This window comes from Sorangium sp. So ce362 (genome assembly GCF_051519845.1).
Classification (GTDB): domain Bacteria; phylum Myxococcota_A; class Polyangia; order Polyangiales; family Polyangiaceae; genus Sorangium.
This window is the reverse complement of sequence record NZ_CP150332.1, coordinates 10148453-10160449: the sequence shown is the minus strand read 5'-3', so window position 1 is coordinate 10160449 and position 11997 is coordinate 10148453. Positions and strand designations below refer to the sequence as shown.

General features: G+C 70.0%; 11 protein-coding genes. 4 read left to right on the top strand and 7 right to left on the bottom strand.

The features are described from left to right. Positions 1-155: 155 nt before the first annotated feature. A complete protein-coding gene (locus tag WMF17_RS39180) occupies positions 156-1274 on the top strand; it encodes an RNA polymerase sigma factor (protein WP_437646151.1) in 1119 nt (372 codons plus the stop codon). Positions 1275-1296: 22 nt separating this feature from the next. Here WMF17_RS39180 and WMF17_RS39175 read toward each other — a convergent pair whose 3' ends face one another. Continuing rightward, positions 1297-1488 carry a hypothetical protein gene (locus WMF17_RS39175; protein ID WP_437646149.1) on the bottom strand — a complete coding sequence of 64 codons (192 nt, stop codon included), beginning with the start codon at positions 1486-1488 and terminating at the stop codon, positions 1297-1299. A gap of 951 nt (positions 1489-2439) precedes the next feature. Here WMF17_RS39175 and WMF17_RS39170 point away from each other — a divergent pair. From WMF17_RS39170 to ltrA, 3 genes are all read left to right on the top strand, one after another. Further along, entirely contained in the window at positions 2440-3000 is a 561-nt protein-coding gene (locus tag WMF17_RS39170) for a sigma-70 family RNA polymerase sigma factor (RefSeq protein WP_437646147.1), read from the top strand. 290 nt (positions 3001-3290) lie between these two features. Continuing rightward, entirely contained in the window at positions 3291-4379 is a 1089-nt protein-coding gene (locus WMF17_RS39165) for a hypothetical protein (protein WP_437646145.1), read from the top strand. 1087 nt (positions 4380-5466) lie between these two features. Next, on the top strand, positions 5467-6726 hold the full coding sequence (gene ltrA / locus WMF17_RS39160) for a group II intron reverse transcriptase/maturase (RefSeq protein ID WP_437643507.1): 1260 nt from the start codon (positions 5467-5469) through the stop codon (positions 6724-6726). Positions 6727-6982: 256 nt separating this feature from the next. Here ltrA and WMF17_RS39155 read toward each other — a convergent pair whose 3' ends face one another. The 6 genes from WMF17_RS39155 to WMF17_RS39130 all read right to left on the bottom strand — a co-directional run bounded on the left by WMF17_RS39155 (position 6983) and on the right by WMF17_RS39130 (position 11860). Continuing rightward, positions 6983-7735: an Hsp20/alpha crystallin family protein gene (locus tag WMF17_RS39155; RefSeq protein WP_437646143.1), complete on the bottom strand. Its 753-nt coding sequence runs from the start codon at positions 7733-7735 to the stop codon at positions 6983-6985. Positions 7736-7878: 143 nt separating this feature from the next. Further along, a complete protein-coding gene (locus WMF17_RS39150; protein ID WP_437646142.1) occupies positions 7879-8256 on the bottom strand; it encodes a response regulator in 378 nt (125 codons plus the stop codon). Further along, positions 8253-9017, bottom strand: coding sequence for a sensor histidine kinase (locus WMF17_RS39145; protein WP_437646140.1), 765 nt, complete (start codon positions 9015-9017; stop codon positions 8253-8255). The genes WMF17_RS39150 and WMF17_RS39145 overlap by 4 nt, the downstream gene beginning before the upstream one ends. Before the next feature lie 20 nt (positions 9018-9037). Continuing rightward, positions 9038-9910: an ATP-binding protein gene (locus tag WMF17_RS39140; RefSeq protein WP_437646138.1), complete on the bottom strand. Its 873-nt coding sequence runs from the start codon at positions 9908-9910 to the stop codon at positions 9038-9040. Between the two features lie 217 nt (positions 9911-10127). After that, complete coding sequence (locus WMF17_RS39135) at positions 10128-11222, bottom strand: type VI secretion system protein (protein WP_437598542.1); 1095 nt, start codon at positions 11220-11222, stop codon at positions 10128-10130. Further along, a complete protein-coding gene (locus WMF17_RS39130; protein ID WP_437646136.1) occupies positions 11219-11860 on the bottom strand; it encodes a DotU family type IV/VI secretion system protein in 642 nt (213 codons plus the stop codon). Before WMF17_RS39130 ends, WMF17_RS39135 begins: the two co-directional genes overlap by 4 nt. Positions 11861-11997 lie beyond the last annotated feature (137 nt).

Genomic DNA, 11997 nt, shown 5'->3' with positions numbered 1-11997 from the left:
AGAATTGGCGGCCGGACGACGGAATGCGCTCAGCCGTCCGCGAGCCCCGAGTTGTGTAACTGATGATGCTACCCTGGGGCACATCGTCCGACCAAAGTTGCTCCTCGGTTCTATTTTTTTGAAGCGTTTGGGCCGGCTCAAGTGTGCTGCTGACCGTGGACAAGCCAGCGACCGTCTCCCCCGGCTTCGAGCTCTTCCGGCGCCTCGCCCGGCGCCACGGTGTGCCGGCGCGAAACGCCGAGGATATCGCTCAGGAAGCGCTGCTGCGGGGGCTGGAGGCCGACAAGCGGCTCGACCCGGGGGGAGACCCAGCCCCGTACCGCGTCACGATCGCCATCAACCAGGCGCGCAATCACGTCCGTGACGCACGCTGCCGCGGCGAGGTGCTGACGTCGTTCGATGAGTGCGAGGTACGAGACGAGTGCCCCACGCCGGAAGAGCTGCTGCGGAGACGGCAGCGGGAAGAGTTCACGCGGCAGCTGATAGACCAACTCGATCCCAAGTACCGGGATCTCGTGATCAAGCACGATCTGCAAGAGGTCCCGCTCGCCGAGATCGCCACCGAGCAGGGACTCCCGCTGGCCACGGTGAGGACGCGACACTGGCGGGCGCGCAAGGCGCTCCGGGTGCAGCGGGAGCGGTGGCAGGATCAGCAGCGCTCTCAGGGAAGGGACGACAGCGCCTGCGTGCCGCTCGCGCTGGGCTTCGGCCGTCGCGCGTCGTGGGTGGCCTCGCTGCGCCGTCTGGGCGTGAGGATCCTCGTTCAGGGCGCGCTCGTCGTGCTGGCCGGCGCGGTCGTCTCGTCAGCGCCGCCCCAGGCTGACCTGCGATCGTGGCTCGGGGCGGTGGCGGTCCCTGCCACCCGGCCCGCGGCGCAGGACACCGCGGCGTCCCCTGCGCGAGACGGCGCGCACGGCGCCGCGGCGCCCGCCGGTGGAGAACGCGCGCACAGCGCCGCGGCACCGGCCGCGCCGATCGCGCGCGAGATGTCGTCGCCGAGGCAGCAAGGAAGCGCGCGCGCGCAGGCGGTGGCGAGCAGCACGCCCGTTCCCTCGACGACGACCGCTCGCCGGCCCGCATCTCCGGCGAGCGTCGTTCGACCGACTGGGAGCGAGCGCGAGAGGAGCCTGATCAACCAGGCCCGCAGGGCCATCGAGGCCCGCAACGCCACGGCCAACCTCGAGGCGCTCCGGCTGCTGAACACCCACGCGCGGGAGTTCCCCCGCGGGCGGCTCGCCGCCGAGCGCGAAGCACTCCTCCGGCAGATTCGCTGAATCCTCGGCTGTCCTTCGGCAGCTAGCAGGCGGTGACCCTGGTGATGTCTTCGGACAGCACAAGGCGAAGATCCGCCTTGTTCCCGACAAGAACGATCACGTCCAGGAGACGAAAGGCGATGAATACGACGGAGGATCTACTGGGTGCGATGTGGCTCATTTCGCCGCTCGGGCTCGCGATGATAGCCTGCGTGGCGATCGGCTTCGCGGTCACCGCGCGCGAAGCGCTGGGACGCGAGCGCGGGCTTCGCGAGGCGCGCGAGCACGCGCATGATGACGAGGAGGCAGCCCTCACCGATGCGAAGGAGCAGGCCGCGGGGGAGCGTGATCGATACCGGCGCCTTCTGGACTGTCACGTCGACGCGGCGCTCGCGGAGCTGACAGACGCCCGCGCGCGCCCCGTCCCCGGGCCAGGCAGGGTCCTCGAGTCGTTCTGCGCGACGATGCCTTCGTGGAGGAGAAAGCTGGCCGAGAGCACGGGGTTGGAACCAAGGGAGGTGGAGCGGCTGCTGAGGAGCGACCTCCCCGTGACGCCCGGCCTCGCGCGGCAGCTGGAAACCTTCACCGGCACGCCTGCGCGGTACTGGGAGCGCCTGTGGCGGCTGCGCGACGACCGCCGAACGGACGCGGAGGAAACGGTGGTGATGCGGATCGGTGAGCCCAGCACCGAGCGCGAGAGCTCGACGCGTCCCGCGGCGTCGCCGGGGACGAGCTCGGTGCCGCCGACTCGGCCCGCGATACCTCCTCGCGCGCTCGACGTTCCTCCGCCCGTGGTGCCGCCTCCTGATTTCACCGCGAAGAGCCCGCGGGCGAAGCTCCCGCCGCCTTCACAGCCGCGAGTTCGGTCGCCGCTCGCTGCTCGCTCGGCGTCGGGAGCTGAACTCGCGCGTCGCGCCGCCGCTCTGACGAGCTTCCCGCTACAGGGTGACGAAGGTGGGTCCAGCTCGGCGAACGCTCCCGATTGGGAGGACGTCGAGCGCTCTCCGCTGAACACGACACTTCCAGGAGTAGGGAGCCATGGGTGAGCGCGGCCTTGGCTGACGTTTCGGCGCGGCGGCGAATACCCGCGGGAAAGCCCGCTGACCATCGACAGCCGCTCAACGCCTCCGTTGGCATGGGCCGAACTATCATCATAGGGCGCCGGATCGCCCACGGGGGCAAAGCCATGGAGCGTCTGAATGAAGACGAGCGCGCCGCCGCGCACGCGCGCTTGTTCTGCCCGATGCTGGTCCGTGCCGTGCCGCGCTGGCTGGCGAGGCTGGGGGTCCCTCGGTGCCATCGTGGCGACGTCGCGGGCCAAGTCTGGGTCAACGCCTGGGAGAGCTGGCCCAGGTTCGACCCGAAGCGCGGCAGGCCGGAACGCTGGTTGAACGCGATCACTGTACACGTCGCCGCCCGCTACCACGAGCGTGCGCGGCACCGCGGGGAGGTGCTGGTCGATCTGATCGAGGTGTTCGACCCAGCGCCGGATGCCGCCACCGCGATGGAGTCCGACAACGTCAGGGCCAGCACCATGGACGCAGTGAACGATCTCGATCCGGATCTGCGCTTCGTTCTCGTGGCACACGACCTGCACGGCGTCCCGATGGCCAAGATAGCCGAAGACGCAGGGCTACCTCTCTCCACGGTTTACAAGCGACGCACAAAGGCCATCGGCGCGCTGCGTGACGCCATGAGGCTTCGGGAAGTCGGGGAGATCTCTACCCAGAGAGTGGGGTCGTGGTGAGCATCAAAGGCCTGCTCGCGCGCTTCCGGCGCGACTTGGAAGACGATGAGGCAGAGCGAATGATCGACACCCGAACCCGCGCTCGAGCGCGGCTCCCGCCAGCGCGCGACGCGCCCGTGCTCGGCCAGTGGCCGACGCCGTGCCCGGCGCGCGGACCGTTTGAACGTCCAGGCGGTCGAAAGGGGGGCGAGAAGGCGCGTCCGCCCGCGCGTCTGGTCGCGTCCGCGCGGCGTCGGGATCGTGCTCGGCGGTTCCCCACGGAGCCACTTCGCCCGTAGCCTCGCTTGATCATGGCTACCAACAACAAAACCTCGCGCCGGCAAGGCCCGGCGTCCGTCTTCGTTCCTGGCACCGACCCGCTGGCGTTCGCGCCGTCCGCGGTCACCACCCTATCCGCCCAGCTCGCGGGCTTCGTGGCCGAGCCCCACGGCTACGATCCCGAGCTGGCCGAGGAGCTCGTCGCCGCGTATCGCCCGCGCCTCACCGCCATCACGCCGGATCGACTGGAAGTCCCGCGCCTCGACGTCGAGTCGGCCAGCCGCGCCCTCCTCACCGTGCACGCGCTCACGCAGGCCCCGCCGCTCGTCGCGCTGTACCGAGGCGCGGCCGCGCAGGGGGAGTTCCAGCTCGATAACCTCGAGCACCTGAAGGCGCTCGCGCTCATCCTCCTCCACGCCTATCGGCAGGCGGACGCCGCGGGCGCGTTCACCAGCGGCGCCAAGCTGTCGGCGGCTCTCGACAAGGAGTCGGCGGAGGTCGAGTCCCGCCTGCAGAAGGTCTGCGAGCACTTCTTCGGCGACGGCCCGGAGCTCGGCCCCGTCCTCCGCCGCCTCAGCGCCGGCACCGGCTACCTCGATCGCGCGTACGACCTCCTCGGCTACGCGGACATCTACCAGGCCCAGCATGACATCGTGTCCAAGGACCCGATCCATTACCGCGCGACCGACCTCGCCGATGCCCGGCGGCTCGCGTCCCAGATCCTGACCGTCCTCGGCGCGGCGCTGAGCCCCAAGGCACGCGAGGCCTACGACCTGCTCCAGCGCGCGTGGACGCTCGCCAAGCCGCTCTATATCGAGGTGCAGGAGCTCGGGCTGCGCTTCCTGCGGTATGATCCCCAACGGGAGGCCCGCTTTCCGTCGCTCTACGTGGTCGGACGGGTCGGCCAGGGCCGGAAGAGGACGAAGAAGGAGCCGGCGGCGCCCGCGGGTGGGGATGCGGCGCCCGGCGCGGGCGGCGGGGCGACGCCCGGCGCGGGTGGCGGGGCGACGCCCGGCGCGGGTGGCGGAGCGACGCCCGGCGCGGGCGGCGGGGCGACGCCCGGCGCGGGTGGCGGGGCGCCACCGGCGACCCGGGGCACCGAGACGCCGCTACCGGTGTAGCGGACGGCACATCCGTGGATAGTATCCACCTGTTCAGGTCCGGGATGCTCGAACGAGGCGATCTGGAGTTGCAACTCCCCCCGCGGCTTCGTTCGAGGTCCTGGCCGGAGTTGCAACTCCCCCCGCGGCTTCGTTCGAGGTCCTGGCCGGAGTTGCAACTCCCCCCGCGGCTTCGTTCGAGGTCCTGGCCGGAGTTGCAACTCCCCCCGCGGCCTCGCTCGAGGTCCCGGCCGGAGTTGAAACACCGCCGGCCGTCCCGGCGGACGTCCTAGGCCGAAGTCACGGCTCCCGATCGGCGCCTTGGAGCTCCGTGCTTCACGCCTCGTCCTGGGACCCGGCTCCCGCTAGGGCACCGATCACGTTGATCAAGCGAGAAATAAACCGCCAAGACACCAAGGACGCCAAGATGGGATTCTCTTTTCGGCGTTCTTGGCGTTCTTGGCGGTTCGAAATTCTGCGCCTTTCAGGCACTTTCAACCCGTTTGTCGCTCGTGCGCCAGGCCAAGCCTGGGCGAGGAGGATGCGATCAGCTGAAACTTCGCGAAGAAACCCGGCGGGTGAGAGTCCCGCCCGGCAAGGTTGGCCCACCAGCCGGAAGCGAGTCTTGCGTGGCGCTGGGTGACCGGCGGCGCGAAGCGTAGACAGCGAGCGTGCGGGCCGTGGGATAGAGCCTCGAAAGAACGGAAGTCGTGGGGCCGACGTCGTGAGCGTAGCGGAAGGCAACATCGTCGCGTCAAGAGCGAGCCCGGGTAGCCCCCACTCGCAGGGCCTGGCGCGGCGACCCACCGGGGTCAGAGACCAGGGCACGTACGCAAGGGTTTCCCGAGGAACCTGGGAGGTCCCGCCGCCTCCACCGAGAGGTGGAACCGCCGAGCGGAGCGCAAGCGAGCGGAGCGGGGGCGACGGGAAGTCGGAGTGCACTCGTAGTACCGCGGAAGCGGGGGAACCAACCCGAGGGACCCCGTGGAGGGAAGGGGAGCACCGGGGCACGGGATCGTTGGAGGGAAAGATGAAGGAGACATCGGGCTCCGAAACCGTCTGCACGAAACTCGAACGAATAGCGGAGCTGGCGCGGCAGGCACCCACCATGGTGCTGACGACGCTCGCCCATCACATCGACCTGGACTGGATGCGCGAAGCCTACCGGCGAACGCGCAAGGACGGCGCGCCCGGCGTGGACCGGCAGACCGCGGAGCAGTACGCGGAGCAACTGGAGGACAACCTCCGGTCGCTGCTGGAACGAGCCAAGGCGGGCACGTACCGCGCGCCGCCGGTGAGGCGGGTCCATATCCCGAAGGGCAACGGGGAAACACGCCCGATCGGCATCCCGACCTTTGAGGACAAGATCCTGCAGCGCGCGGTGGCCATGGTGCTGGAGGCCGTCTTTGAGCAGGATTTTCTTGACTGCTCGTACGGTTTCCGGCCCGGCCGTTCGGCACACCGAGCGCTCGCGTCGTTCTGGGACAAGGCGATGGAGATGGCGGGCGGATGGGTCATCGAGGTCGACATCCGAAAGTTTTTCGACACGGTGGACCGTCAGCACCTGATGGATGCGCTGCGCCGCAGGGTACGAGACGGCGTGCTGCTCCGTCTCATCAGCAAGTGGCTGCACGCGGGCGTGCATGAAGACGGTAGCCTCAGCTACCCGGAGGCCGGCACACCGCAGGGCGGCGTGGTTTCGCCGATCCTGGCGAACATCTACCTGCACGAGGTGCTCGACACGTGGTTCGAGCGCGACGTCCGACCCCGGCTTCGAGGCAGGGTACACCTCATCCGCTACGCGGACGACGCGGTGCTGCTGTTCGAAGTGGAAGAAGACGCGCGCCGGGTGATGGCCGTGCTACCGAAGAGATTCGGCAAGTACGGGCTGAGCCTGCACCCGGACAAGACGCGCCTGTTGCCGTTCCAGCGGCCGCCGAAGAGACCCCCGCCGAGCGGCGGGGCGTCGCCGATGTGGCCGTCGACGTTCGAGCTGCTCGGCTTCATGCATCACTGGGGCAGGTCGCGGCGAGGCAACTGGGCGATCAAACGCAGGACCGCCAAGGACCGCTTCAGCCGCGCGCTGCGGCGCGTGGCGGAGTGGTGCAGGGACCACATGCACGATGAGCTGAGCAGCCAGCAGGAGGGCCTGGCCATGAAGCTGCGGGGTCACTACGAGTACTACGGGATCACCGGGAACTCGGAGGCGCTCCGTCGCTTCGCCTGGGAGGTCGTGGCGGTGTGGCGCAAGTGGCTCGATCGCCGCTCGCAGAACGCCAAGATGACCTGGGAGCGGATGCACCGATCGCTGGAGAGGTACCCCCTTCCGCGGCCGCGCATCACGCACCCCGCTCCTGCCCGCTCGTAGCGAACCCGTGTCCCGAAGAGCCGGATGCGGGAATTCCGCACGTCCGGATCTGTGGGGGGCCGGGGGGTAGTCGACCCCGGCCTACCCGACTAGGGATGATATCCACGTGCTGCCAGTGCCGGATGGCCGCCCCGAGCCCTAGCGCGTAGATCGCGACTGCTTACGCGTCGAGCCAGAAGACGGGCATGACGGTGATGATACCCCGCGGGAAGGGGGCGGCGCGCCGCCGCCCCCCGGTGAATGACGCCGGCCCAGATCAGCTGGGCCGATTCGACTTCTCGGACGCCTTCTCGCCGCCGCCCGCGCTCGTCCCCTGTCCGCCGGCCATCTGCGCCGTGGACCCGCCGCCGGTCTTGATCTCCACCGTGCGGCCGCGCTGCTGCTGTTGAGGCAGCTTGAGGCAGACCTCGAGGACGCCGTTCTCGAACCTGGCGTCCACGTCGTCGGGCTGCACGCCCTCGGGCAGCGGGATGGAGCGCATGAACGAGCCATAGCTGCGCTCGCTGTAGCTCACGCCCTCGCGCTGCTCCTGTTGCTCCTGCTGGCGCTCGCCCTCGATGATCAGGGCGTCGTCCTCGAGCGCCACCCGGATGTCATCCTTCGTCACGCCCGGGAGATCGGCCTTCACGACGAGCTGCCCGCCGCGCTCGCCCACCTCGATGCGCGGCGACCAGAGTCCGCCACCGAAGGACGAGAGAGCCCGCTCGCCGCCCTGCTCGATCGCACGGGGCTGCCTGAACGGCGACAGAATCCCCCCGATGCCGAAGTCCTCGAACATGCGATCCATGTCCTCCATCACCCGGCGCATCATCGTGAACGGGCTGAAGACCCCGCCCGCCGCGCCGTACTGCCCCAGCTGACCACCCCCTTGCTGGCGCTGCAGCCCGGTGGACTGACCACCGGCCCCCTGAGACGATGTCTGGCTCGTCGCCTGGCTGCCGGGCTTGCCCTGCTGCGACCTGGCCACAGGAACTTCTTGACCCGCCTGCTGACGCTGCTGTTCCGCCATGGGAACCTCCTTTCAATCAGGAACCATCCAGTAGCCATCACAAATGTAATGCCGCCAGCGCCCTCGCGAAAGGGCGCGCCGATGCGATGCGCCCCTCCCACCTTCATGTTCAAATCCGGCCACCGCCGCGCCCGGGAGCCCGGCTATCGCCACCGCAGGACGATCTCGACGAAACGGTTGAGGCTGTACGGCTTCTGCAGCACCGGACGGCCGAGATCGGACTCGCGCAGCCCTGCCTTGCCGTACCCGGTCATGAAGACGTACGGGATGCCTCGCTCCCTCAGGATGTCGGCCACGGCATAGACCTTCTCGCCGGCGATGTTGATGTCCAGGCTCGCCCCGTCCATCTCCGCCTCGCGGGCCAGGCGGATCGCGTCCCGCATGTTCAACGCCGGGCCGATCACCACGCAGCCGAGATCGGTCAAGACATCTTCCAGCGATGAGGCGATCATGGGCTCGTCCTCGACGATGAGGATACGCAGCCCCTGCAGCTCGTTCGGGCTCTCCGGATCCGGGGTCATCCTGCGACCACGCGCTCCAGCGGCAGGTACATCACGCAGCGCACGCCCTCGGGCAGGAAGTCGAGGCGCACTTCCGTGGTGAGCTGGCGCTGTAGGTCTCGCTCGATCAGGCGCGAGCCGAAGCCCCTGCGGCGCGGCGGCCGGACAGGCGGTCCGTTCGTCTCCTGCCATTTCAGGCAGAGCAGCGGCTCGTGCCCCTGTGCGCTTACGTTCCATGTGACCGCCACGCGGCCGGACGGCTGCGACAGCGCCCCGTACTTGGCCGCGTTCGTCGCCAGCTCGTGGAAGGCCATGCCGAGCGTCACCGCCGCCTCCGGCCGGAGGCGCACGTCCTCGCCGGTCACACGGACGCGCTCGGCGTCGCAGTCGGCGTGCGGCGCCAGCTCGGCGCACACGATGTCGCGGAGTCCGGCGCCCAGCCAGGAGGTCTCATTCAGCAGGTTGTGGGTCTGGGACAGGGCCAGGAGCCGGGCCAGGAACGCGTCCGTGAACGCCCTGGGCGAGTCCGCCATGCGGAGCGTCTGCACGGCGATCGCCTGCACGATCGCCAGCGTGTTCTTCACCCGATGGTTCAGCTCGTTCAGCAGGAGCCTCTGGCGCTCCTCCGCCTGCTTGCGCTCGCTGACGTCGAGGACGAACGCCGCCACCCCCTGGTCATCCGACCCCTCGAATCGCGCCCCGCCGAGCAGCACCGGGACGCGGCTGCCGTCCTTCCGGAAGAGCTCCTTCTCGAAAGGCTGGAACTGACCCGTCGAGCGCACCTCGTCGAGCTCCTGCTCGGTTATCGCCTGAGACTCCGGCGGCGTGCTCGCTGATCACTGGATCTTGTGGCCGCCGACTCCTCGGCTCGCCCGGCGGCCTGGAGGTTGAGCCTGGTCGACTCGATGCGCTCCTGCGGGGCATGGATCAGCTCGCCCGCGCTGTTCAGGTGATTGACGACGTCGAACAGGTCGTGCCCCGCGTCGGAGCGCAGCTTGCCGAGCAAGAGCCGCCCGATCCGGTAATGGAACGCCGGCCTGTCGCGCTCCGGGATCAGCGAGTACGCGGCCTCCTGGATCTTGTCGTGCGCGAAGCGAAACTGCTCGTTCGCGCTCACGATCAAGCCCTCGCCGAGGGCGTGGTCGAGGCTCGCGTACGTCTCCTCGGGGGCGCGCTCGCTGACGGTGTTCAGGACGTCCAGCTCGAACGTGTTCCCGATCGCCGAGGCCAGCCGGAGCACCCGCTGCGTCGCCTGCGGCAAGCGCCGGAGGGTCTCCGTCATGAGGCTCAGGACGTTGTCGGTGCACTCCAGCCGCTCGATCTGCCGCAGATCCCAGCCCCATCCGCTCGCCGGCTCGAAGACAAGCACCTGCGCGTCGTAAAGGTGCCTCATGAACTGCTTCACGAAGAACGGATTGCCTCCGGTCTTCTTCAGGACCGCGCCCGCGAGGGCGCCGCCGTCGCCGATCTGGAGGCTGTCGTTGACGAACTCGATCAGGTGGGCAAGCCCGAGGGGCTCGAGGACGATGCTCCGCACCCCGAGGCCGCTCCTCTCGAGCTCCTCCAGCGCGACGAGGAAGGGGTGGGTAGGGCTCACCTCGTTGTCGCGGTACGCGCCGCAGAAGAAGAGCGACTCCACGCTCCCCTTCGCGAATCCAGGATGGCGCCGCGCCACGTCGTGATCCGCTCCTCGCTCTCGGAGAGGAGCTGCTTGATGAGCGCGTCGAACGCCTGGACGATGGCGCTGTACGGCGTGTCGCGGTTGTACTGATGTGCGTATGAGCCGTCCACACGCCCTGTCAACCGGACGAGCGGCGCTGGCGGCCCTGCTGCGGGCGGCGCTCCGCCTCAGCAGGCGCGGCGCGGAGCGCGGGGCCCCCGAGCCACGCCGGTCACCCCAGCTGGCGCAGGATCAGCTCCGTCACCCCCGCCGCCAGCAGCAGCAAGAGCCCGCCCACGAAGCAGAACAGCGTGAACCGGTCGTCCCGCCACCGCGGCCGGAGCGGCACGATGTCGCGCTCCGGCAGCACCACCGCCCTCATGGTCGCGTGGATCGGCAGCCCCCCGGGCCGCGGCGCGACCGCCGCGTTCGGCGGCTGCGCCAGCCCCATGTTGATGAACCGCGTCACCCCCGCGCGGAGCCGGTCCCCCATGCCGGGCAGCGCGCTGCCGATCGCCACCGCGCGGAGCCACGGCGCGCGCTCGAACGCGTTCGCCATCGCGAGCGCCCCGAACAGCTGCCGCAGCCGCGCCATCAGCGCCCGCACCTCGGCCAGGTGCTGGAACGCCCGCATCCGCGCGTCGGGCGGGTCCTCCGAGCTCACCCGCGCCAGGCAATACGACTCCAGCCGCGCGTTCAGCCCCTCGAGCTCCTGGAGGATCCGCGGGACCGCGTTGTCCGGGCTCGTCTCGAGCGGGAGCGTGAAGCCCCACGGCTCCTCGCGCCCGCGCTCGTGCGTCCACTGGAACACCTCGGCGAAGCCCCAGAGCGTGTCGTAGCGCGACAGCACCACGTAGGCCGGCACGTCGGCGCGCAGCGCGCGGCCGACCTCGATGAGGTACGCGCGCATGCGGTTCGCGTACGCCTCGATCCCCGGCTCGTCGAGCTCGATGAACTCCGCGATGCTCAGGACGAGGAGGATGCCGTCGATCGGCTCGCGCTTCCGCGAGCGGAGCAGCTCGTCGCAGAGCTGCGCGAGCTCGGCCGGCTCCCGCCGCGGGCCGAGCACCGACGCCTCGGGCTCGATGAAGAGCGCCTCCTTCGCCAGCCAGTACGAGCACCGCGCCCCGGGCACGCCGATCGGGAGCGGGGCGCCGCCCGGGGACCAGGTGAGGTTCATCGAGCGGATCACCGTGGAGCGGCCCGAGCCGGGCTCGCCCAGCACGAGGTAGCAGGGGACCGCGTAGATCCCCTGGTCGCTGTCCGGGTTCGCCTGCTGGACCAGCGCGTGGACGCTCGCCAGCTCGTAGACGAAGGAGCCGCTCATCCGACCCTCTGGGCGATCGTCCACGCGATCGCGGCCGCGCCGGCGACGGCGACGAGCGCCGCCAGGGCACGCCCGACCAGCGCGGACTGCCAGAGCGGCAGGTTGGGGAGGTGCTGGACCGCCACGCCCTCGACGCTCACTGGCCGGAGCACCCCGCCGCTCCAGTCCCGGTCCGGATCCACGCCCAGGCTCAGCGAGAGGTCGCGGCGGATCCGCAGCAGGTCGTCGGGGCTCTGCCCCGGCAGCCCGTAGCGGCCGCGGAAGCCGAGCCCGAGCACGCAGGCGTAGGTCGCCATCACCACGAGCGGGCCCTTGCGGACGCGCTCCAGCCGCTCGAAGAACTCGACCCCCGCGTTGTTCGTCATCCACCGCGCCGCCTGGAGCGGGCGCTGGGCCCAGACCGGCCGCAGGTCCGGCAGCGACATCCCGAGCTCGTCCGCGAACGCCGCGAGCGCGAACATGCCGTCGTCGACCGAGGCGATCGGCATCTCCCGCGCGAGCTTGGACCCCTTGAGCTCCTCGAGCAGCAGGTTCGCCTGCCGCAGCACGTGATCGGCCGGCGGCCGCCGCGGGGATTGGCGGAGCATGCAGAGCCAGAGGAGCATCTCCTCACCGAAGACGCCGATGGAGGTTTCCACGCGGTCGCGAGCTTACGCCAGGCGCGCACCGACCGTCGACCCGGGCGCGCGTGCGCACCTGCGCTCGCGCCCGGATCGACGGGGCGCGGGCCCCGTCCAGGCGCGTGTCGGCCCCGCGTCAACGGCGAGGCGCGCCC